Annotated in this window: 19 protein-coding genes; 13 read left to right on the top strand and 6 right to left on the bottom strand. The window is 69.7% G+C overall.

Annotation, left to right across the window (positions count from 1 at the left end; genetic code table 11):
* The first annotated feature begins 57 nt into the window (after window positions 1-57).
* From QRN26_RS10765 to QRN26_RS10780, 4 genes are all read left to right on the top strand, one after another.
* On the top strand, window positions 58-531 hold the full coding sequence (locus tag QRN26_RS10765; protein ID WP_285036684.1) for an EVE domain-containing protein: 474 nt from the start codon (window positions 58-60) through the stop codon (window positions 529-531).
* Between the two features lie 195 nt (window positions 532-726).
* Window positions 727-1,377 carry a 2-phosphosulfolactate phosphatase gene (locus tag QRN26_RS10770; protein WP_285036686.1) on the top strand — a complete coding sequence of 217 codons (651 nt, stop codon included), beginning with the start codon at window positions 727-729 and terminating at the stop codon, window positions 1,375-1,377.
* 9 nt (window positions 1,378-1,386) lie between these two features.
* Window positions 1,387-1,689 (top strand): DUF427 domain-containing protein, encoded by a 303-nt coding sequence (locus tag QRN26_RS10775; protein WP_285036688.1) that lies wholly within the window; start codon window positions 1,387-1,389, stop codon window positions 1,687-1,689.
* The gene (locus tag QRN26_RS10780) at window positions 1,689-2,192 is read left to right on the top strand and encodes a DinB family protein (protein WP_285036691.1); all 504 of its coding nucleotides are present in this window, start codon (window positions 1,689-1,691) and stop codon (window positions 2,190-2,192) included. Before QRN26_RS10775 ends, QRN26_RS10780 begins: the two co-directional genes overlap by 1 nt.
* A gap of 28 nt (window positions 2,193-2,220) precedes the next feature.
* Here the strand turns inward: QRN26_RS10780 and QRN26_RS10785 are convergent, their stop codons facing one another.
* The 5 genes from QRN26_RS10785 to QRN26_RS10805 all read right to left on the bottom strand — a co-directional run bounded on the left by QRN26_RS10785 (window position 2,221) and on the right by QRN26_RS10805 (window position 6,370).
* Window positions 2,221-3,042: a TspO/MBR family protein gene (locus QRN26_RS10785; RefSeq protein ID WP_285036693.1), complete on the bottom strand. Its 822-nt coding sequence runs from the start codon at window positions 3,040-3,042 to the stop codon at window positions 2,221-2,223.
* 86 nt (window positions 3,043-3,128) lie between these two features.
* A complete protein-coding gene (locus QRN26_RS10790; protein ID WP_285036696.1) occupies window positions 3,129-3,695 on the bottom strand; it encodes a DUF1697 domain-containing protein in 567 nt (188 codons plus the stop codon).
* Entirely contained in the window at window positions 3,692-4,216 is a 525-nt protein-coding gene (locus tag QRN26_RS10795; protein WP_056008258.1) for a SprT-like domain-containing protein, read from the bottom strand. The genes QRN26_RS10790 and QRN26_RS10795 overlap by 4 nt, the downstream gene beginning before the upstream one ends.
* Window positions 4,217-4,289: 73 nt before the next feature.
* Window positions 4,290-5,513 (bottom strand): PQQ-dependent sugar dehydrogenase, encoded by a 1,224-nt coding sequence (locus tag QRN26_RS10800; protein WP_285036701.1) that lies wholly within the window; start codon window positions 5,511-5,513, stop codon window positions 4,290-4,292.
* Between the two features lie 2 nt (window positions 5,514-5,515).
* Window positions 5,516-6,370 (bottom strand): spermidine synthase, encoded by an 855-nt coding sequence (locus QRN26_RS10805; protein WP_285036704.1) that lies wholly within the window; start codon window positions 6,368-6,370, stop codon window positions 5,516-5,518.
* 55 nt (window positions 6,371-6,425) lie between these two features.
* Here QRN26_RS10805 and QRN26_RS10810 point away from each other — a divergent pair, with 55 nt between their 5' ends.
* The 6 genes from QRN26_RS10810 (at window position 6,426) to QRN26_RS10835 (ending at window position 17,286) form a co-directional block, all read left to right on the top strand.
* Window positions 6,426-7,214 (top strand): 5-oxoprolinase subunit PxpA, encoded by a 789-nt coding sequence (locus QRN26_RS10810; RefSeq protein WP_285036706.1) that lies wholly within the window; start codon window positions 6,426-6,428, stop codon window positions 7,212-7,214.
* Window positions 7,208-7,888 carry a 5-oxoprolinase subunit B family protein gene (locus QRN26_RS10815; protein WP_285036708.1) on the top strand — a complete coding sequence of 227 codons (681 nt, stop codon included), beginning with the start codon at window positions 7,208-7,210 and terminating at the stop codon, window positions 7,886-7,888. The genes QRN26_RS10810 and QRN26_RS10815 overlap by 7 nt, the downstream gene beginning before the upstream one ends.
* A complete protein-coding gene (locus QRN26_RS10820) occupies window positions 7,885-8,754 on the top strand; it encodes a 5-oxoprolinase subunit C family protein (RefSeq protein WP_350223919.1) in 870 nt (289 codons plus the stop codon). Before QRN26_RS10815 ends, QRN26_RS10820 begins: the two co-directional genes overlap by 4 nt.
* Window positions 8,755-8,990: 236 nt before the next feature.
* Entirely contained in the window at window positions 8,991-12,482 is a 3,492-nt protein-coding gene (gene rpoB / locus QRN26_RS10825) for a DNA-directed RNA polymerase subunit beta (RefSeq protein ID WP_056008244.1), read from the top strand.
* 45 nt (window positions 12,483-12,527) lie between these two features.
* Window positions 12,528-16,409: a DNA-directed RNA polymerase subunit beta' gene (locus QRN26_RS10830; RefSeq protein WP_056008241.1), complete on the top strand. Its 3,882-nt coding sequence runs from the start codon at window positions 12,528-12,530 to the stop codon at window positions 16,407-16,409.
* A 112-nt stretch (window positions 16,410-16,521) separates the two neighbouring features.
* Window positions 16,522-17,286, top strand: a complete 765-nt coding sequence (locus QRN26_RS10835) for a hypothetical protein (protein ID WP_285036711.1) — start codon at window positions 16,522-16,524, stop codon at window positions 17,284-17,286.
* Between the two features lie 27 nt (window positions 17,287-17,313).
* Here the strand turns inward: QRN26_RS10835 and QRN26_RS10840 are convergent, their stop codons facing one another.
* A complete protein-coding gene (locus QRN26_RS10840; RefSeq protein WP_285036714.1) occupies window positions 17,314-18,315 on the bottom strand; it encodes an amidase domain-containing protein in 1,002 nt (333 codons plus the stop codon).
* Window positions 18,316-18,577: 262 nt separating this feature from the next.
* Here QRN26_RS10840 and QRN26_RS10845 point away from each other — a divergent pair, with 262 nt between their 5' ends.
* The 3 genes from QRN26_RS10845 (at window position 18,578) to QRN26_RS10855 (ending at window position 21,491) form a co-directional block, all read left to right on the top strand.
* Complete coding sequence (locus tag QRN26_RS10845; RefSeq protein WP_285036717.1) at window positions 18,578-19,591, top strand: hypothetical protein; 1,014 nt, start codon at window positions 18,578-18,580, stop codon at window positions 19,589-19,591.
* Window positions 19,592-19,593: 2 nt separating this feature from the next.
* Entirely contained in the window at window positions 19,594-20,088 is a 495-nt protein-coding gene (locus tag QRN26_RS10850; protein ID WP_285036718.1) for a DUF6121 family protein, read from the top strand.
* An 89-nt stretch (window positions 20,089-20,177) separates the two neighbouring features.
* Window positions 20,178-21,491: an FHA domain-containing protein gene (locus QRN26_RS10855; RefSeq protein ID WP_285036720.1), complete on the top strand. Its 1,314-nt coding sequence runs from the start codon at window positions 20,178-20,180 to the stop codon at window positions 21,489-21,491.
* Window positions 21,492-21,595: the final 104 nt, after the last annotated feature.

Consider the following 21,595-nt stretch of genomic DNA (forward strand, 5'->3'; position numbering starts at 1 on the left):
TGTCGCACGCGCGGCCCGGCGGCGGCAGGGGAGGCGCGGGTAGGGAAGACTGTGCCTATGGCGATCCGGTACTGGCTGGGCGTGATCCAGCGGGATCACGTCGTCCTCGGGGTCCGGCACGGCTTCCTGCAGATCAACCACGGGCAGCGCGGTGCTCTCGAGCAGATGCGCGAGTCCGACGGGATCGTGTACTACTCGCCGCGCGTCAGCACGCCGGACGGTCAGCCGTTGAAGGCGTTCACGGCGATCGGGCGGATCGCCGACGACACCGTGTATCAGGCAGCGGTGCCGCGACCCGACGGTGCGGACTGGCGTCCGTGGCGTCGGAGCGTCGACTGGTACCCGGACGCCGTCGAAACGCCCATCCGGCCGATGCTCGCGCTCCTCGACTTCACGAGCTTCACCCGTGACTGGGGTATCCAGCTCCGGCGTGGGCTCATCGAGCTCAGCCGCCACGACTTCGAACTCATCCGCACCGAGATGCGCCCGCCCCACCCCGACGACCGTCGCTTCCCCATCGCCTCCCGCTGACCCTTTCTGCCCTGGCGCCAGCGCGGTGCGCTGACGTCACCGCGGGTCGCACGCGTGAGCGCGCCCCTCTGGAGACCCGCGCTCACGTCCGGTGGCCCGCGCTCGCGTCAGCGCACCGCGCTGGCGGCCTGCCCGCAGGGGTCTTCGGACGCAACACTCGTGGGGTGGATCGGGGCGGCTGGATACGATGAACGGGTGAGTACCGCAGCCGCCACACCGCCGCCCGTCCACCCGCCCTTCGCCCAGACCAAGTACCAGGTCCGGTTCGACTGGGGTGTCGCCGGGGCCGGCCGGGTCGAGACGGCGGACGTCGCGGTGATCGTCGACGTGCTCCATGCCACGACCTCCCTCGAGCAGCGGGTGAGTGCCGGCGAGACGGTCGCGGCCTCCGAGCTGGACGAGCACGGCGAGACGGCGCAGATCGCCACGCTCCTCGCCGACACCGGTGCGACGGTCGTCGCGGCGTGCCTCCGCAACCGCTCGGCGGTCGCGGACTGGATCATCGCGAAGCAGGCCGAACTCGGCCGACGTACGAGCATCGTCGTCATCGCAGTCGGCGAACTCGACGACACGGCCGAGACGCGGTTCGCCGTCGAGGACCTCTTCGGTGCCGGCGCCGTGATCGAGGCGCTCGGGCTCCGCGGCATCGACTTCACCTCGCCGGAAGCCGCTGCCGCCGCTGCCGCCTTCGAGGGCCTGCGCAACGGCGTCGGCCACCTCCTGTCGGCCTCGGCGACCGCCCAGCAGCTCGCGCAGTCCGGCCACCCGCAACACGTGCAGGCCGCGCGCGAGGTCGACGTGTCAAGCGTCGTCCCGGTCCTGGACGGAGCCGTGTTCCGGGCGTAGTCTCTGGCCATGCGCGCACTCCTCGGAACCACCGTCCTCGCCGAAGCCCCCGAATCGGAGCTCATCAAGATCGAGGGCAACTGGTACTTCCCGCCGTCGAGCCTCGACCGTGAGCGCTTCGTCGAGACCGACACTCAGTACCACTGCCCGTGGAAGGGCGACGCCCAGTACTGGGGCGTCACCGACGGCGGCGAGGTCAAGCCCGATGTCGCCTGGTCGTACCCGACCCCGTACCCGACGGCGTTCGACCGCGTCGGCAAGGACTTCTCCGGCTACGTGGCCTTCGGGAACGAGGTCTCGGTCGTCGACTGATGGCCGACTGGGGCGACCGCCCGCAGCCGCCTGAGCGCGGTGCGGAGCGCGAGACGATCGAGGGGTTCCTCGATTTCCAGCGCGCCAGCATCGTGTGGAAGGCGAGCGGTCTGAGCGACGAGCAAGCCGCGAAGCGGTTGCTCCCGAGCATCACGACGGTGTCGGGCGTCATCCGGCACCTCGCCGACGTCGAGCGCAGCTGGTTCCGCGAGGACATGGACGGGCAATCGGACGTGCCTGCGCGGTGGACCGACGACGACCCCGACGGCGAGTGGCGGGTCACGGCCGAGGACCGCCTGGCTGGGATCATCGCGGACTACGAGGCGGCGTGCGCGGAGTCCCGCGAGGTGGCGTCCCGGTACGGACTCGACGACCGCTGTCGCGGCAACGACCAACGGTTCACCCTGCGGTGGATCGAGCTCCACATGATCGAGGAGACCGCCAGGCACCTCGGCCACCTCGACGTCCTCCGCGAACTGCTCGACGGCCGCACCGGCGAGTAGCCGGCCGCGGCCACCGAGTTGCAGCTGGTCAGGCGTCGACGAGTGCTGCGCGGTCGCGTCCGCGGGTGACCCGGACGGCCACGGTGACGACGGCGACCACGACCGCGGCGATCGACGCCGCGACCCCCGCCTCGGTCGACAGGAGTTCACCGGTGAAGCGGCCGACGGCCACCCACGCGAGGCCCCAGCAGAGCGACAGCATCGGGGCGAGGCGTCCGCGACCGACGACCGCGAGCACGACCCCGACTGCGCCGGCGACCGCGAGGACGACGATCGCCCAGACGCCGGCGGCGGGCCCGTCGGCGCTGCCGATCCCTGATCCGACGAGCGCCGCGGTGAGGTTCGCCGCCGTCGCGACGCACACCCAACCGAGGTAGAGGCCCATCGTGCCGTCGGTGATGATCGCGTCGGCCACGCCGCTCGGCCGGGTGCGGAGCACGATCACGAAGATGCGCGCCAGGACGCCGAGGAGCGCGACGATCACGAACACGCTGAGGACCAGGAACCCCGCCTGGACGACGAGGATCCACGCCGCGTTCAGCAGCAGGCTTGCGACGACCCAGGAGCCGAGACGACGGTGGCGCTCGCGGGTCGTCTGCGAGGGCAGGAACTGCCAGACCGCGTAGGCGACGAGCCCGAGGTAGATGACACCCCAGATGGAGAACGCCGGCCCGTCGGGGGCGATCGGGGTCGACGAGGCGCTCAGGGCTCCGTTCGCGGCGTTCTGGATCTGCGTGCCACCGGCGGCGCCCGACCCGAGGTACGAGCCGATGATCGCGAGGACCGCGCTGACGGCCACGGCGCTCTGCCGGATGCGGTCCGCGGGGGTGGGTCGTTCGGTGCCGGTCATGACGCGTGCCTCCAGAATTGTGCAGCTAGCTGATCAATTCAGCGTACGCCACCAGGAGGCACCTCGTTGGGGCTTGCGGCGGCGGCTCAGAGGAGCTTGCGCAGCGTCCGCAGGTTGCGCGTGGTGACGTGCGGCTTGAACCGGGCCTTCGACGACTCCTTCGCGAACGCGGTGTCGGTGCTCGAGCCCTTCGGGACCTCCCAGTAGAGGACGCCGTCACCGGGGGAGACGCGGTCCGGCTGGTCTCCGGCCGTCTCGGCGAACGCCAGCAGGGCGTCGAGGGAGGCCTGCTCCGAGGAGAACATGACGTACGGCTGGACCTGCTCGGTCTCCGGCCACGGGTAGGCGCCGACGACGTCCGCGAGCGCACGCTGATGGCTGAGGACGATCCAGGCCTCGTAGCCGAAGGCGTCGGCCAGGGCCTGCTCGATGCGGAGCTTGAGTGCGCCCCGCGTGTCGGTCGTCGCCGCGGCGGGCGCGAGCCCGGGATCGGTGAAGACCACGTTGCCGCTCGCGAGGACGGTGCGCACCTCCGTGCATCCGAGCGAGCGGAACACCTCGGCGAGCTCCACCGAGCGGATCGTGACACCGCCGACGTTCACCCCGCGCAGGAGTGCGATCCAGCGGTCGGCGGGGACCGGGTCGCCGGTCACGAGCCGACGGCCGGGTCGTTCGGGGTCGAACCGTCGAACGCGGCCGCACGACGGCGCATCGCCGGGGTGACCTCGCGGTGCACCCAGCTGAGGAGGAACCGTTCGTCGTACGAGCGTGAGCACTTCCCACAGGAGGTGGCACGGCTCGGGCGCCGGTGCCGGTACAGGACGTGTCCGGACGGACAGGTGCCCACCCAGGGCGCGAGCTCGTCCGCGGTCTGGCCCTCGTGGAGTCGTGAGCCCTCGTAGCCGAGTTCCTCGGCGACCTTGCGCCACTTGGGCCCGTGCCCGGCCCGCGCCCCGGCGAGCGCGTGGGCGACCTCGTGCAGGAGGATCTGGTGGATCTCGTCGTCGTCGTAGCGGGCGGCGAGGTACCGGGAGACGGTGATCCGCTTCGTCGTGAAGTTGCAGAGACCGGCTCGGCGCTTCGCGTTGTCGAATCCGAACGTCCACACCGCCGGGTCGAGGTGCAGCACGATGAGGGCCTGTGCCCACGCCGTGACCCGACTCAGTTCTGCCATGCCTGGATGGTACCCCCGGCGACCGACACCACCGGGCAGGAACCGGGCCTTCCCGCCGCGTGGCGAGATCAGGTCATCGCGGTGCGAGCGGCTCGAGGGGGAGCTCGACGATCCGGTCGTCATCGGCGCCCGGTGAACCGCGGCCGTCCGTGTTGTTGGTGAGGATCCAGATCGTCCCGCGCGGGCCGGCGACGACGTCGCGGATCCTCCCGAACTCGCCGACGAGGTAGGGGACGGCGTCCACGACGCCGACGAGGGTCGTGCTCCCGGCCGGCACGTGCACGCCGTCGGTGATCCCGTACAGGCGCTCGCCGCGGAGGGACGCCATGAAGATCGTGTCGTCGACGATCGCCAGGCCGCTTGGGCTGGCGTCCTCGGTGGCCCACTGCGCGACCGGGTCGATCAGGCCGTCCGCTCCGGCGATCCCTTCGGCGATCGGCCAGCCGTAGTTACCGCCCGGTGTGATGCGGTTGAGCTCGTCCCAGGTGTTCTGTCCGAACTCACTCGCCCAGAGTCCGCCGTCACGATCCCAGGCGAGGCCCTGCGGGTTGCGGTGGCCGAGGGAGTAGACGGGTGAGCCGGGGAAGGGGTTGCCAGCCGGTACCGCACCCTCCGGGGTGAGCCGGAGGATCTTGCCGCCGAGGCTGTCGCCGTCCTGTGCGAGACTCCGGTCTCCGGCGTCACCGGCGGTGGCGTAGAGCATGCCGTCCGGGCCGAACGCGATGCGCCCGCCGTTGTGGTTGCCGGCACGCGGGATGCCCACGAGCACCTCGTCGACCGCGCCGAGGGCATACGAGCCGGCCTCGCCCGTGAGCGGCATCCGGACGATGCGGTTGTCGGAGGCCGTCGTGAGGTAGGCGTAGACCCACGTGCTGTCCTCGGTCGACGGCTCCGGGGTGAGCACGGCGAGGCCCAGCAGCCCACCCTCCCCGCCGGCGGCGACGCCCGGGACGACACCGAGCTGACGGACGTCTCCGCCGCTGACGAGTTCGAGGATGTCGCCGGCGTCGCGCTGACTCACGAGCGTGCTGCCGGAGGGGAGCCTCACCATCGACCAGGGCGCTTCCAGGCCGCCGACGACGGTGGTGGCGGCACCGGTCGGTGCGACGGGCCCGACGGGATCCGCGGGCGCCGACGCCGACTCGCTCGGCACGGGGGAAGGGGAGAGCGCCCCCGTGCCCGGCGAGCGGGGCTCGGCCTCCGTGCAGGCGACGAGTGCCAGCGCGGCGGCGAACAGGGTGGTGAGCGCGGCGGGCGCACGCAGGCCCCGTCGTGTCGGCGTCTGCGTGCTGGCCATGGTCAGCCCTTCGTCTGGAAGATGCCCTGGGCGGGGTTCGGGGAGGGGACGGCGGTCTCGTCCGTCACGACCTGCGCACCCGCGATGAAGGCACGCAGCTCAGCGCCCGCGACCGCCTTGGCCGGGTGGGGCCCGGCGGCGAGGAGTCGCGGCAGGAAGTCGAGTGGGAGGGCGGTGTTCGAGCCGACGAGGACGACGTTGCCGAACCGCCGTCCCTTGAGGATCTGCGTCTCCGCCAGTGCGGCCACGTGCGCCACCGACGCCGACAGGGTGGCGGCCTGCCCACGGGCGAAGGCGAGGCCACGACCGTCGGCGACGTTCACGACGATCACGCCGGTCGGCGAGAGCAGCTCGACCGCCGAGGCGTAGAACTCCGTGCTCGTGACGTGTGCCGGCGTGTTCGCGCCGCTGAAGATGTCCACGACCACGAGGTCGACCGTGCCGCGGAGGCCCGGGGGCAGCTTCGCGACGATCTCTCGAGCGTCGCCGTAGCGGACCCGGATCTGCGCCCGCTTGGACCAGGGCAGGTGCTCGCGCACGAGGTCGATGAGTTCCCGCTCGAGTTCGACGACCTGCTGGCGCGATCCCGGCCGCGTCGCCTCCACGTAACGAGGGAGCGTGAGCGCGCCGGCACCCAGGTGGACGGCCGTGATCGGCTGACCGGGCTCGACGATCTCGTCGATGATGTGGCCGATGCGCTGGACGTACTCGAAGAAGAGCTCCTCGGGCTGGTCGAGGTTGACGTGGGACTGCGGGGTGCCGTCGACCACCAGCTGGTAGGTGCCGGGCACGAAGCGGTCGGCCTCGATCCTGGCCAGGTAACCGCTGACGCCGAGTCGTACCTGTGCCTCGTCCATGCCCCCAGCCTAGACTTCCCGCGACAGCACGAGGCGGAGCGGGAAGGGTGCGGCCGTGGCCCAGGTGGACCTCAACAGCGATCTCGGGGAGGTCTGGCGCGGTGCGGCGACGGCCGACGACGACGCGATGTTCGCCCTGATCACGAGCGCGAACATCGCCTGCGGCTTCCACGCCGGCGACGACACGTCCATGCGCGACGCCGTCCGTTGCGCGACGGCCAACGCGGTGTCCCTCGGCGCCCATCCCTCCTACCGGGACGAGGCGGGCTTCGGCCGACGCGACCGGGATGTCCCGCCCGAGGTGCTCGAGGCCGAGGTCCTGGAGCAGTTCCGGGCCCTCGTCCGGGCGGTCGACGAGGTCCGCGAGGTCGACGGCGACCGACCCCGGCTCGCGTTCGTGAAGCCGCACGGAGCCCTGTACAACCGCATCGCGCACGACCGGGTCCAGGCGGCGGCGGTCGTGCGGGCGGTGCTCGCGGCCTCCGAGGAGCTCGGGCGGTCGCTCCCGGTCCTCGGCATGCCCGGTTCCGTCATCGAGGAGGAGGTCCGAGCCGCCGGGCTCCGGTTCGTCGCGGAGGCCTTCGTCGACCGCGGCTACCGCTCGGACGGCTCGCTCGTCCCACGTGATCAGCCGGGAGCCCTGCTGACCGACGAGACGGAGGCCGCCCGCCGCGCCGTCACCCTCGTCCTCGACCGTCGGATCACCACGGTCGACGGCGTCGAACGGGAACTCGAAGCCGCCTCACTCTGCGTGCACGGCGACACCCCGGGAGCCGTGTCGATGGCGGCGGCGGTCAGGGCGGCCCTCGTGGCGGCCGGCGTCGAGCTGGTCGCACCGTGGTGACCGCGGACACCTCAGACGGCCCCGTCCTCCGGGCGATGGGGGAGGAGGCGGTCCTCCTCGAACTCGGATCGCTCGACGACGTCCTCCTCGTCCACCGGGCGCTCGTCGCGTCCCGTCCGGACGGTCTCGTCGACCTCGTACCCGCCGCCCGGACCGTGCTCGCGGTGACGGACGCGCGGGGGCCGGCGCTCGCCGCGGTCGGCGCCTGGTTGCTCATGACGGCGGAACGGGTGCTGCGGTCGGGCGAGGGCGACCCGATCGGATCCGCCGCAGGGGCATCGGATCGGCCGGAGGTCGTCATCCCGGTCCGCTACGACGGCGCCGACCTCCTCGAGACCGCGGCCCTCCTGGGGATGGACGCCGACGGGCTCGTCGCGCGGCACACCGGTTGCGTCTGGACCGTGGCGTTCAGCGGGTTCGCACCCGGTTTCGCCTACCTCGTCGGCGGAGCCGCGTGGCCGCTCGAGGTCCCGCGGCTGAGCGTGCCGCGCATGGCCGTCCCCGCCGGTGCGGTGGCGCTGGCCGGGGCGTTCAGCGGGGTCTACCCCCGGTCCTCGCCCGGTGGATGGCGCATCATCGGGCGCACCGACACCGTGCTGTGGGACACCGCGGCGGACCCACCGGCCCGGCTCGTCCCCGGGGACCGGGTGCGCTTCGTGCAGGTCACCGCATGATGGGCGGGACGCTGCTCGTGGAGACCGCCGGGCCGTCCGCCACACTCCAGGATCTGGGGCGGCCCGGTGCGGCCTCGCTCGGGGTCGGTGCGTCCGGCGCGCTCGATCGCGGAGCGCTGCGCCTCGCCAACCGCCTCGTGGGCAACCCGGAGGGCCGTGCGGCGCTGGAGATCGTGCTGGGCCCGTTCGCCGCCGTCCCGGACGTCGACCTGTGGGTCGCGGTGACCGGCGCCTGGGGCCCGATCACGGTCGACGGCCGCCCGGTCGACGGGCACCGGGCCGTCCTGGTGCCGGCCGGCTCCAGGCTCGAGCTCGGCGCGGCGACGCACGGCCTGCGCTCCCTCCTCGCCGTCCGGGGCGGCTTCGACGGCCCGCAGCTCCTCGGCTCGCGGTCGACGGACACCCTGGCCGGCCTCGGCCCCGATCCGGTCGCCACCGGAGATCGACTCACCGTCCTGCCGACCCCGCGTCGTCGCATCCCGGTGCTCGACATCGCCCCCTGGACGCGGCCGGACGCCGGGGAGCGGCTCGTGCGGGTCACGCCGGGACCTCGGGTGGACTGGTTCGACGACGACTCCCTCCGGCGGTTCGTCGAGCAGCCCTGGACCGTGACGGCCGACGCCGACCGCATCGGGATGCGCCTCGACGGGACGCCCCTCGGACGGCGGGACCCGGGTCGCGAACTGCCGAGCGAGGGCATGGTCGCGGGCGCCGTGCAGGTGCCACCGAGCGGGTTGCCGACGATCCTCCTGGCCGACCACCCCGTCACCGGCGGATACCCCGTCATCGCGGTCGTGCGGCCGGCGGACCGCGACCTCCTGGCGCAGCTGCGGCCCGGCCAGCGGGTGCGGTTCAGTCGGACCTGAGGGCGACAGCGGGGTCGGCCCGGCGGTTATACCGGAAAGTCGAAAACTCGTCAAGGAAACAGTAGACACGCCGCAGATTCCGGCATATAGTTGTTCTTTGCGCTCCCAGAATCTCTATGCCTTCATATTGCGGTCGGCTGGTGTGCGGGTTCAACCCGCCACATGTTCCTTTCTGGTGAGTAACTCCACTGACGACCAGTAACTCGGCCCCCAACAGGCCTCCGGAGGTTATCCCCTTGGCTGCTGCGCGCAACGCAACCACCAACTCACCCAAGAACGGCCGCGGAGCATCCCGCCTCTCGTTCGCGAAGATCACCGACACGCTGACGGTTCCAGACCTCCTGGCTCTGCAGACCGAAAGCTTCGACTGGCTGGTCGGCAACGACGTGTGGAAGGCACGCGTCGCTGAAGCCACCCAGGCCGGCCGGCAGGACCTGCCGACGAAGAGCGGCCTCGACGAGATCTTCGAGGAGATCTCTCCCATCGAGGACCTCGGCGAGACGATGCAGCTCTCCTTCGCCAACCCGTACCTCGAGCCCGAGAAGTACTCCATCGACGAGTGCAAGGAGCGCGGCAAGACCTACGCGGCCCCGCTCTACGTCGAGGCCGAGTTCATGAACCACCTCACCGGTGAGATCAAGACGCAGACGGTCTTCATGGGCGACTTCCCGCTCATGACGGAGCGCGGTACCTTCATCATCAACGGCACCGAGCGTGTCGTCGTCTCGCAGCTCGTCCGCAGCCCGGGCGTCTACTTCGAGTCGGCTCAGGAGAAGACCTCCGACAAGGACATCTTCTCCGCTCGCGTCATCCCGAGCCGCGGTGCCTGGCTCGAGTTCGAGATCGACAAGCGCGATCAGGTCGGCGTCCGCATCGACCGCAAGCGCAAGCAGTCCGTCACCGTGTTCCTCAAGGCACTCGGCATGACGAGCGAGGAGATCCTCGAGGAGTTCAAGGGCTACGAGTCCATCGAGCTCACCCTCGAGAAGGACACGATCCTCACCAAGGAGGACGCGCTCCGCGACATCTACCGCAAGCTCCGTCCGGGCGAGCAGGTCGCTGCCGAGGCCGCGCGTGCGCTCCTCGACAACTTCTACTTCAACTCGAAGCGCTACGACCTCGCGAAGGTCGGCCGGTACAAGATCAACAACAAGCTCGGACTCGACAAGCCGCTCAGCGACTCCGTCCTGACGAACGACGACATCGTCGCCACGATCAAGTACCTCGTCGCCCTCCACCGCGGAACGGCCACCCTCCCGGGTGTCCGCAACGGCAAGCCGGTCGACCTCCGTCTCGACACGGACGACATCGACAACTTCGGCAACCGTCGCATCCGCGCCGTCGGCGAGCTCATCCAGAACCAGGTCCGCACCGGCCTGTCCCGCATGGAGCGCGTCGTCCGCGAGCGCATGACCACGCAGGACATCGAGGCGATCACGCCGCAGACCCTGATCAACGTGCGCCCCGTCGTCGCCGCGATCAAGGAGTTCTTCGGAACCTCGCAGCTGTCGCAGTTCATGGACCAGAACAACCCGCTCGCGGGTCTGACCCACAAGCGTCGTCTCTCGGCGCTCGGCCCCGGTGGTCTGTCGCGTGAGCGTGCAGGCGTCGAGGTGCGAGACGTCCACCCGTCGCACTACGGCCGCATGTGCCCGATCGAGACCCCGGAAGGCCCGAACATCGGCCTGATCGGTTCGCTCGCATCGTTCGCGCGGATCAACTCGTTCGGGTTCATCGAGACCCCGTACCGTCGCGTCGTCGACGGCCGGGTCACCGAGGACATCGACTACCTGACCGCGATGGAAGAGGACAACTTCATCGTCGCGCAGGCCAACGCTCCCCTGAAGAGCGACGGCCACTTCCAGGAGGACCGCGTCCTCGCCCGGAAGAAGGGCGGCGAGGTCGACCTCATCCCGTCCGAGGAGATCGGCTACATGGACGTCTCCCCGCGCCAGATGGTGTCGGTCGCGACGTCGCTCATCCCGTTCCTCGAGCACGACGACGCGAACCGCGCACTCATGGGTGCGAACATGCAGCGTCAGGCCGTCCCGCTCCTCATGTCGGACTCGCCGCTCGTCGGTACCGGTATGGAGGGCTATGCGGCCATCGACGCCGGTGACGTCGTCACGGCCGACAAGGCCGGCGTCGTGCAGGAGGTGTCGGCAGAGTCCGTCACGATCCAGCTCGACGAGGGTGGCACGCAGACCTACTACCTGCGCAAGTTCGACCGCTCCAACCAGGGCACGAGCTACAACAACCGCGTCATCGTCTCCGAGGGTGCACGCATCGAGGCCGGCGAGGTCATCGCCGACGGCCCCGCCACGGAGAACGGCGAGCTCGCGCTCGGCAAGAACCTCCTCGTCGCCTTCATGACGTGGGAGGGTCACAACTTCGAGGACGCGATCATCCTCAGCCAGAACCTGGTGAAGGACGACATCCTCTCCTCGATCCACATCGAGGAGTACGAGGTCGACGCGCGCGACACCAAGCTCGGCAAGGAGGAGATCACCCGTGATCTCCCGAACGTCAGCCCGGAGCTGCTCAAGGACCTCGACGAGCGCGGCATCATCCGCATCGGTGCCGAGGTCCGCCCCGGCGACATCCTCGTCGGCAAGGTCACGCCGAAGGGTGAGACCGAGCTCTCCGCCGAGGAGCGCCTGCTCCGCGCCATCTTCAACGAGAAGAGCCGCGAAGTCCGCGACACCTCGCTGAAGGTGCCCCACGGTGAAGCCGGAACGATCATCGCGGTCAAGGTGTTCGACGCACAGGACGGCGACGACGAGCTCGGCTCGGGCGTCAACCAGCGTGTGGTCGTCTACATCGCCCAGAAGCGCAAGATCACCGAGGGCGACAAGCTCGCCGGCCGTCACGGCAACAAGGGTGTCATCGCGAAGATCCTGCCCGTCGAGGACATGCCGTTCCTCGAGGACGGCACGCCGGTCGACGTCATCCTCAACCCGCTCGGCATCCCCGGTCGAATGAACTTCGGCCAGGTCCTCGAGATCCACCTGGGTTGGATCGCGAAGCAGGGCTGGAACGTCGAGGGCAAGCCGTCCTGGGCGAAGAAGCTGCCCGCGGCCGCCCACTCGGCGGAGCCGAACACCAAGGTCGCGACCCCGGTGTTCGACGGCGCTTCCGAGGAGGAGATCGCCGGTCTGCTCGACTCGACCAACGTCACCCGCGACGGTGACCGCCTGATCGGTTCCTCCGGAAAGGCCCGTCTGTTCGACGGCCGCTCCGGCGAGCCGTTCCCGGCGCCGGTCTCGGTCGGCTACATGTACATCCTCAAGCTGCACCACCTCGTGGACGACAAGATCCACGCGCGTTCGACGGGTCCGTACTCGATGATCACGCAGCAGCCGCTCGGTGGTAAGGCTCAGTTCGGTGGACAGCGCTTCGGTGAGATGGAGGTCTGGGCCCTCGAGGCCTATGGAGCCGCGTACGCGCTCCAGGAGCTCCTGACCATCAAGTCCGACGACATCCTCGGCCGCGTCAAGGTGTACGAGGCCATCGTCAAGGGCGAGAACATCCAGGAGCCGGGTATCCCCGAGAGCTTCAAGGTGCTCATCAAGGAAATGCAGTCGCTGTGCTTGAACGTCGAGGTCCTCTCGGCCGACGGCACCGCGGTGAGCCTGCGCGACACCGACGACGACGCCTTCCGCGCCGCCGAGGAGCTCGGGATCAACATTTCCTCCAGGTTCGAGTCGTCGTCCATCGACGAGATCTAAGCCTGACCACTGTAGAGACTGACGAAACCTTTCATAGGAGATACATTGCTCGACGTCACAACTTTTGACGAGCTTCGCATTGGTCTGGCCACCGCAGACGACATCCGTGCCTGGTCGCACGGAGAGGTCAAGAAGCCCGAGACCATCAACTACCGCACCCTCAAGCCCGAGAAGGACGGTCTGTTCGGTGAGCAGATCTTCGGTCCTTCCCGCGACTGGGAGTGCGCCTGCGGCAAGTACAAGCGGGTCCGCTTCAAGGGCATCGTGTGCGAGCGCTGCGGTGTCGAGGTCACGAAGTCGTCGGTGCGCCGTGAGCGCATGGGCCACATCGAACTCGCCGCCCCGGTCACGCACATCTGGTACTTCAAGGGTGTCCCTTCGCGCCTCGGCTACCTGCTGGACATGGCGCCCAAGGACCTCGAGAAGGTCATCTACTTCGCGGCCTACATGGTCATCGACGTGGACGAGGACGCACGCCACCAGGACATGCCCGGCCTTGAGAACGAGCTCCGCCTCGAGATCAAGACGCTCGGCGACCAGCGCGACTCGCGCATCGCAGACCGCCTGAAGAAGCTCGAGGACGACCTCGTCGCCCTCGAGGAGGAAGGCGCCAAGAGCGAGCAGAAGCGTCGCACCAAGGACGCCGCCGAGAAGGAGATGAGCCAGACCCGCAAGTCCTACGACGAGCAGATCGCTCACCTCGAGCGCGTCTGGGAGGACTTCCGCAACCTCAAGGTCGGCGACCTCAAGCCCGAGGACTCCGTGTTCCACGAGCTGCAGGACCGCTTCGGCCTGTACTTCGAGGCCTACATGGGTGCCGAGGCGGTCAAGAAGCGCCTGCTGTCCTTCGACCTCGCCGCCGAGTCCGAGCTGCTCCACCACCAGATCGCGGAGGGCAAGGGTCAGAAGAAGATCCGCGCCATCAAGCGTCTGCGCGTGGTCAACTCGTTCCTCATCACCGGCAACTCGCCGGCCGCGATGGTGCTCGACGTGGTCCCCGTGATCCCGCCGGAGCTCCGTCCGATGGTGCAGCTCGACGGTGGCCGCTTCGCGACCTCCGACCTCAACGACCTCTACCGTCGTGTGATCAACCGCAACAACCGTCTGCGTCGTCTGCTCGACCTCGGGGCTCCCGAGATCATCGTCAACAACGAGAAGCGGATGCTGCAGGAGGCCGTCGACGCCCTGTTCGACAACGGTCGCCGTGGTCGCCCCGTCACCGGTACCGGCAACCGCGCCCTGAAGTCCCTCAGCGACATGCTGAAGGGGAAGCAGGGTCGTTTCCGCCAGAACCTGCTCGGCAAGCGCGTCGACTACTCCGGCCGTTCGGTCATCATCGTCGGCCCGCAGCTGAAGCTGCACCAGTGTGGTCTGCCCAAGCAGATGGCGCTGGAGCTCTTCAAGCCGTTCGTCATCAAGCGCCTGATCGACCTGAGCCACGCTCAGAACATCAAGGCCGCGAAGCGCATGGTCGAGCGCAGCCGTCCCGAGGTCTGGGACGTGCTCGAGGAGATCATCCGCGAGCGCCCCGTGCTGCTGAACCGTGCGCCAACGCTGCACCGTCTCGGCATCCAGGCGTTCGAGCCTCAGCTCGTCGAGGGCAAGGCCATCCAGCTGCACCCGCTCGTATGTGCCGCGTTCAACGCGGACTTCGACGGCGACCAGATGGCTGTCCACCTCCCGCTGTCCGTCGAGGCGCAGGCCGAGGCGCGCATCCTGATGCTCGCGTCGAACAACATCCTGAAGCCGTCCGACGGCCGCCCGGTCACCCTGCCCACGCAGGACATGATCATCGGCCTCCACCACCTCACCACCCTCAAGGAGGGTGTCGAGGGTGAGGGTCGTGCCTTCTCGTCGGTCGCCGAGGCGATCCTCGCGAAGGACCAGGGCTCGCTCGACCTCAACGCCAAGGTGCGCATCCGTCTGACCGACGTGACGTTCGCCGAAGGCACGGGGCCCGAGGGCTACGAGGGTTCCGGCGTCGCACTCGTCGAGACCACGCTCGGTCGCGCACTCTTCAACGAGGCGCTGCCGGCGGACTACCCCTACGTCGAGGACGTGGCGGACAAGGGCAAGCTGTCCTCGATCGTCAACGACCTCGCGGAGCGGTACCCGAAGACGGTCGTCGCGGCCACGCTCGACAACATCAAGGACGCCGGTTTCCACTGGGCGACGCGTTCCGGTGTGACCGTTGCGCTCAGCGACGTCCTGACCCCGCCGAACAAGCGGGAGATCGTCCAGGGCTACGAGAAGCAGGCCGCCAAGGTCCAGAGCCAGTTCGACAAGGGTCTGACCACGGATGCCGAGCGTCGTCAGGAGCTCATCAAGATCTGGACGGAGGCCACCGAGAAGGTCGCCGAGGCCATGCGCGCGAACTTCCCGGCGGACAACACCATCAACCGCATGGTGTCGTCGGGTGCTCGTGGTAACTGGCTGCAGATCCGCAACATCGCGGGTATGCGAGGCCTGGTGAACAACCCGAAGGGTGAGATCATCCCTCGCCCGATCATCTCCTCCTACCGTGAGGGCCTGTCGGTCGCGGAGTACTTCATCGCGACCCACGGTGCCCGTAAGGGTCTGGCTGACACGGCACTCCGTACCGCCGACTCGGGATACCTCACGCGTCGTCTCGTCGACGTCTCGCAGGATGTCATCATCCGCGAAGACGACTGCGGCACGACCAAGGGTCTCGAGCTCGCGATCGCGAACGCCGACAGCTCGGGTGAGCTCGTGCGCGACCCGAACGTGGAGAACTCCGTGTTCGCCCGTTCGCTGGCCGCCGCTGCGGTCAACCCGAAGGGTGAGGTCGTCGCCGAGGCCGGCGAGGACGTCGGTGACGTGCTCATCGACAAGCTCGTGTCGGCCGGTGTCGAGAACATCAAGGTGCGCTCGGTCCTGACCTGCGAGTCGACCGTCGGTGTATGTGCAGCCTGCTACGGCCGCTCGCTCGCCACGGGCAAGCTCGTCGACATCGGCGAGGCCGTCGGCATCATCGCGGCCCAGTCGATCGGTGAGCCCGGTACCCAGCTGACGATGCGTACCTTCCACACCGGTGGTTCCGCGTCGGCAGACGACATCACGCAGGGTCTGCCCCGCGTGCAGGAGCTGTTCGAGGCGCGTACCCCCAAGGGTGCGACCCCGATCGCCGAGGCCGCCGGTCGCATCACGATCGACGAGAACGACAAGTCGCGCAAGGTCATCCTGACGCCCGACAACGGCGACGAGCCGGTCGTCTACCCGGTGCTGAAGCGTGCGGTCCTCCTCGTCGAGGACGGCCAGCACGTCGAGCTCGGTCAGAAGATCCACGTCGGTGCGGTCGACCCCAAGGAGGTCCTGCGTGTGCAGGGCGTCCGCGAGGTCCAGAAGCACCTCGTCGGTGGCGTCCAGGGCGTGTACCGCTCGCAGGGTGTCCCGATCCACGACAAGCACATCGAGGTCATCGTGCGCCAGATGCTGCGGAAGGTGACCGTCGTCGACCACGGCGACACCGACCTGCTGCCCGGCGAGCTCGTCGACCGCCTGCGCTACGCCGAGCTCAACCGCTCGGCCGTGTCGGAGGGTCGTCGCACCGCGTCGGCTCGCCAGGAGGTCATGGGTATCACCAAGGCCTCCCTCGCGACCGAGTCGTGGCTGTCGGCCGCTTCCTTCCAGGAGACCACGCGTGTCCTCACGCAGGCCGCCATGGAAGGCAAGAGCGACCCGCTGGTCGGCCTCAAGGAGAACGTCATCATCGGTAAGCTCATCCCGGCCGGTACCGGCCTGGCGCGCTACCGCAACGTGACGGTCGAGGCCACTGAAGAGGCGAAGGCGGAGCGTTACCCGAACCGCATCTTCGGTGAGGACGGCGCGTTCAACGAGTCCGACCTGAGCTTCGTCGACTTCGACAGCTTCAGCTCCGACGACTTCACCCCCGGGAACTACAACTAGGGGTTGAACGACTCAACCGGAAGGCCCGCCCTGCATCATGCAGGGCGGGCCTTCCGCCGTTGTGGGGGACGCCCGAGTTGTGCGGGCGGGCCGGGGCCGACATGCTGAGGGAATGAGCGATCAGCCCGAGCAGCCCACCGGTTCCTTCCAGCCCCTGGAACCGGACTCGGCAGCGGCGCAGCCGGACGTCCGGTACGGCGCACCGGCGCCGAAGCGGAAGCGGAACCCCCTCGTCATCTGGCTGAGCGTGCTGGCCGCCGTGCTCGTGATCGCGCTCGTCGTCGTCATCGGCCTCCTCGTCGTCGGTCAGGGCGGTACGCCCGCGACGGACGCCACCGGCACGCCGACCGTGACGGCCACCGCGGAGCCGACTCCGGCGCCGACCGCGACGGACGCCGTGCCCGCCGCGCCCGTGCGACCGACCGACTGCACGCAGCTCTTCCCCGCCGGCTACATCGACTCGGTGACCGAGGGCGGGATCCTCGAGCTCAACCCGGCGTGGGCACAGCCGGATCTCGCGACGGAGTTCATCGGGTCGAACGACAACGCGCTCGTGGCCGTCATCTCGGCGAACACCGACCGCCTCAACTGCATCCTCGGCAAGTCGAGCGGTGGTGGCGACCTCGGGATCGAGACGAACGTGCTCGTGGTCGACGCCGCCACGCAGACCGCTGCGATCGCGCGGATGAACGAGGCCGGCTTCACCTGCTCCGAGGAGACCGGTGGCACGATGTGCTTCACCGAGACGACCGAGGACGCCGGCACCTACGGGGAGCGCCACTTCCTCCGCGACGGCACGTGGATCGCGACCCGCTGGTCGAACACGTCCATCACCGGCTGGACGCAGACGATCGTCTCCACGCTCTTCCCCGCCTGAGACCGTGGCCCGGCTTCCGGATTCCGGCTAGGCGATGCTCCAGTAGTACACGTCCGCGCCGGGGTGCAGGACGGTGATGGCCTCGTCGACGGTGCGGTAGTCGGTGTCGTCGGTGTGCCCGGCGTAGTACACCTGGGTTCCGGCGTCCGTGATCTCGACGCGGGACACGATGCCCGTGTGGTCCCGGTCGCCACTGTTGTCCCAGTCGAACTGCACGATGTCGCCGACCTTGACCTGGTCGCGCTGGGTGTCGTCGAGCGCGGTGGCGAGGTCCGGGCGCCCCTCCAGGTAGGTCATGAAGAACGTGGAACTGACCCAGGCCTTCGAGAAGTCGAAGTCCTCGCCCGTCCCCTCGGCCCACCAGTCCTCGTCCATGGTCCACCCGCGCTCGATGAGACTCTGGCTGGCGAAGTTCGCGCAGTCGGTGTCGGGAAGCGAGCCGTACTCGGCGAGGTTGTAGTCGTCCCAGTGTGCGAAGACGTAGGCCATCTGCGTGTCGACCGGGCTCATGATGTCGTAGCGGTAGCTCAGGGTGTCTCCATCGATCCGGAGCTCGTCCGCGTACACGGCGATCCCCACGTCGGCGGGGGAGAAGTCCGAGGCAGGTGGCACAGCGACCGTCACCTCGGTGCTCGTCGCCGACAGGATCTCGGCGTCCTGCGCTCCGAAGACGACGCGCGTGACGCCGTCCACGTCGGTTCCGCTGACGGTGACGGTGCTGCCGCCGGCCACGGGGCCGGTCGTCTCCGAGATCGCCGTGACCGCCGTGGCGTTCACGGTCGACGCGGGGACCGACAGCGCCGCATCACCGTTCGGCTGCGCGGCGGCACCTGAACGAGGCGAGCCGGAGCCGTTCGCCGCGAGCGGCGCGATGACCGCGGTGGCGAGGAGGAGGGCGGCACCGGCGGCAGCACCGGCGACGACGCGGCGTCCGCGGAGGGGCAGGCCGCGGTATCGGGCCGAGAGGCGACGGAGCGGCGAGTAGGCACGTGCGTCGTCGCGCTGGGCGTGGGGGAGCTGCTCTGGCATGGTGCCTTTCCGGGGGATCCGCCGTGGGGGAGCGGCGTCGCGGGATCGGCGTTGATCCGACAAGTGTCTGTTGTGAGTCCCACTCAATCGCGCGGAGCTGAGGGGACCGTTTCCCTCGGATATGAATCAGACCTGAATCGCGTCGGACGGGAGTACCGCGTGCTCGGCGAGCTTGCCGGGCATCGCGGCCCGGTGTTGCTACCGTGGCGGACGGAGCGCCGTGCGGGCGCTCCTGAACAGGCTTCCGCCGAAGGAGTACGCGATGAGCACCCAGAACCCCGAGCCCGGATCGTCGACCGACCCGACCACTCCGGCGGCTGCCCAGACCGCGTCTGGTACCGCCCGTCCGACCACCGCGAGCGGTGACCCCGTGGTCGAGCGGGACATCCTCTCCGAGGACACCGTCCAGCAGGACACCATCACGACGGCGGACGGCGTCGGCGCCGACCCGGTCGTCGAGGACCGGCGCGCGGCAGCTCGCAGTGACGCCGACGCCGGTGTCCGCGAGACGCGCCCGTACCGCCCGCACACCCCGCAGCGCGCGTACTCGAACGTCGATGACGACGACGACACCACGTCCACGTCGACCACTGCGGCGACGTCCCAGCAGGCCGACACCGGCGCGCACCCCTACCCGGCGGCAGCCTACGAGCCGGTCGCGCGCTCCGGAGCGAGCGACACCGCCGCCGCGACGGAGACCGAGCAGCAGCAGCAGGCCTTCCCGCTCTACGTCCAGGCGCCGTCGGAGCCGGAGGTCCGCGGCAACCGCGGCTTCGGTATCCTCATCGGTCTGCTCGGCACCATCATCTTCGCCGGTCTGTACGCAGCCGCCGTCGCTGGCCTCGAGCTCGTCCTCGAGGGCGACGGCACCTTCGTCGAGAACCTCATCACGATCTCGACCAGCTGGCCCTTCCTGCTGGCGACCGCCGGCTTCTTCCTCTCCTGGGTGGTCACGGCCACGATCGTCAACCGATCCGGCTGGGTGCACTGGGTGCTCGGCGGCTTCATCATCGGGCTGGTCGTCTTCCTCGCATGGGTCGGCGGGTTCCTCATCCAGGAGCGCGCGTGGACGCTGAGTGTGGACGAGGTGCTCGCCGAAGTCACCGGCGTCGCGTTCACCTTCGGACCGGTCCTCGCGTTCGTCGTCGCCCGCGAGATCCCCGTCTGGTTCGGTGGCTGGATCGCCGCCCGCGGACGCAAGGTCCGTGAGGCCAACCTCGAGGCCCGCGCCGAGTACGAGCGTGTCCTCGAGGCCGGACCGACCACCGCCCGCTGAGCATGACCGACCGCGAGCGGGAGCACGGGGCGCCAGGGCCCTGGTGGGTCGCTCCGTTCGCGGCGATCACCTATGTCGCGCTCGTGGTCTGTGCGTTCGGCTTCATCAGTCTGCTGGCGGATCTCGATGTGGTGACCGACCCGGACGCGGGGCCGCTGACCGGCCCGTTGATGGTCGTCGTGGCCGCACTCGTGGTGCTCTGGGCGATCATCCGCGAGACGCGCCGGACGCCGGTGCGCGTCTCGGTGGGATCGGCCGTCCTGGCCGGGCTGCTCGCGTGGCTCGCCTACGGGGTCAGCGGCGGGATCTTCGATGCGGTGGCGAGTCGGGACGGAGCCGATGCGGCCGCGTTCGCGGTCACGACGCTGACGGGACCGTTCTCGGTGACCGTCGGGGTGTTGGCGCTCGTCATCGTGCTCGCCGCAGCCGCGGTGGCGACCTCGTCGACCGGCGGCCGGCCGACTCCGCGGTGGCCGTGGGAGCGCGGCGGCATCTGATCCCGGCGGGCTCACGCGCCGACGCGCCGGTTGCGCGATAATCGTTGCGTTGCTGCCGTCGGCCGACGGCGCCTGGGGAGGAACCACCGATGCGATCACCCGACCCGACCGACACCGGTCTGGAACTCGACCTGGCGGGCACCGCCGACGAGCTCGTCGCGCTCGTCCAGCAAGCGGTCGCCGCCTCCGGTGCAGATGCGCAGACGACCAGGCACTACGTCGCGATCGACGGTGGGACGAACGCCGACATCCGCTTGCGCGTGGTCTCCGTGGACGACCCGGCACCGCTGCTCGCCTTCGCGATCACGACGGCCCCGTCCGCCCGTGGGACCGCAGCGGCGACCTTCATCCTGCAGCACGGCGTCCAGAAGAAACGACGGCAGCGCACGCTGCTCGGCGAGCAGCCGTTCCTTGCGTTCCTGCACGCTCTGGCCGCGCTCGTGGCCGAGTCGGATCCGGGCGCATCGGCCACGGTGCGCGTCCACGGCGCGAGGACCGAGCTCGCCCCGATCGCCGCGGAGTCGTCGACCGGCGGGTCTTCCCTGCCCGACGCCGTTCCCTCCGCCGCCCCGACCGGCGCGGCGCCCGTCGCCTCCGCGTGGCCGGTCTCCTCCGGTGGCGAGCTCGCGGACGGCACCGATTCCTTCGTCGCTCCTCCGGGAGAGGCGCCGAGCTTCCTCGCCCAGCCGGTCGATGCGCCACCGGCTCCTGACGTGCCGGCGCCCGATGCCCAGGCGGCGCCCCCGGAACCGCCTGCGCCCGCCGTCGCTCCATCGGACCGGGAACCGGAACGTGAGCCGGACGCCGTCCCCGTCGTCGCCGCCCCACCGCTCGGTGCGCCGCAGTTCCGCCAGCCGCCGGCGGCCATCCCGCAGTCGTCGCAGGACGCCTCCTCGACGTCCTCGGTGGCGCCGGAACTCCAGATCACCGTCCCGCCCGGACTGATCGCGTCGGCACCGCCCGGGTCCGACAGGCCTGCGTCGACGTCGAACCCCACGCGGACGCCCGACGGCCCCGTCGCGACTTCCCAGGCCGATCTCGGCGCGACGGTCGTCTCCTCGTCGACGCGGGGCGGCGACTTCGCCCTCGAACTGCCCGACGGCGAACGCATCCGGCTCCGTGGGCCGGTGCTCCTCGGTCGCAACCCGTCGGCGCGTCCTGAGCAGCCCGACGCCGAACTGCGGGCACTCGTCGACCCGCGGATGTCCGTGTCGAAGACGCACACGGCCGTCGTGCCCGGGCGTCGGTCGCTCCGGGTGACCGACCTGCACTCGACGAACGGCACGACCATCACGGACGCGTCCGGTGCCGTCACCGTCTGCCAGCCGGGCGAGGCCTATGTCGTCGAGGCGGGTTCGACGATCGGGATCGGCGAGTTCCCCATCCGGGTGATCGCCGGTTGAAGCCGTTCCGGCGCATGGGGAGTGCTCCCCATCGTCGCGCCGGACGCTCTCGGATACGCTGGTGCCCGGCGGGGCGAACCCCGCTGTCGGCGACCATCGCATGG

Origin of the sequence: Plantibacter sp. ME-Dv--P-095 (assembly GCF_030209365.1) — a bacterium.
Taxonomy (GTDB): domain Bacteria; phylum Actinomycetota; class Actinomycetes; order Actinomycetales; family Microbacteriaceae; genus Plantibacter.

What these genes read in the sequence shown, in the direction of transcription:
- QRN26_RS10765 (WP_285036684.1), top strand. Translation starts at nt 58, where the DNA reads ATGGCGATCCGGTACTGGCTGGGCGTGATCCAGCGGGATCACGTCGTC.
- QRN26_RS10775 (WP_285036688.1), top strand. Translation starts at nt 1,387, where the DNA reads ATGCGCGCACTCCTCGGAACCACCGTCCTCGCCGAAGCCCCCGAATCG.
- QRN26_RS10780 (WP_285036691.1), top strand. Translation starts at nt 1,689, where the DNA reads ATGGCCGACTGGGGCGACCGCCCGCAGCCGCCTGAGCGCGGTGCGGAG.
- QRN26_RS10785 (WP_285036693.1), bottom strand. Translation starts at nt 3,042, where the DNA reads ATGACCGGCACCGAACGACCCACCCCCGCGGACCGCATCCGGCAGAGC.
- QRN26_RS10795 (WP_056008258.1), bottom strand. Translation starts at nt 4,216, where the DNA reads ATGGCAGAACTGAGTCGGGTCACGGCGTGGGCACAGGCCCTCATCGTG.
- QRN26_RS10800 (WP_285036701.1), bottom strand. Translation starts at nt 5,513, where the DNA reads ATGGCCAGCACGCAGACGCCGACACGACGGGGCCTGCGTGCGCCCGCC.
- QRN26_RS10805 (WP_285036704.1), bottom strand. Translation starts at nt 6,370, where the DNA reads ATGGACGAGGCACAGGTACGACTCGGCGTCAGCGGTTACCTGGCCAGG.
- QRN26_RS10820 (WP_350223919.1), top strand. Translation starts at nt 7,885, where the DNA reads ATGATGGGCGGGACGCTGCTCGTGGAGACCGCCGGGCCGTCCGCCACA.
- QRN26_RS10835 (WP_285036711.1), top strand. Translation starts at nt 16,522, where the DNA reads ATGAGCGATCAGCCCGAGCAGCCCACCGGTTCCTTCCAGCCCCTGGAA.
- QRN26_RS10840 (WP_285036714.1), bottom strand. Translation starts at nt 18,315, where the DNA reads ATGCCAGAGCAGCTCCCCCACGCCCAGCGCGACGACGCACGTGCCTAC.
- QRN26_RS10845 (WP_285036717.1), top strand. Translation starts at nt 18,578, where the DNA reads ATGAGCACCCAGAACCCCGAGCCCGGATCGTCGACCGACCCGACCACT.
- QRN26_RS10850 (WP_285036718.1), top strand. Translation starts at nt 19,594, where the DNA reads ATGACCGACCGCGAGCGGGAGCACGGGGCGCCAGGGCCCTGGTGGGTC.
- QRN26_RS10855 (WP_285036720.1), top strand. Translation starts at nt 20,178, where the DNA reads ATGCGATCACCCGACCCGACCGACACCGGTCTGGAACTCGACCTGGCG.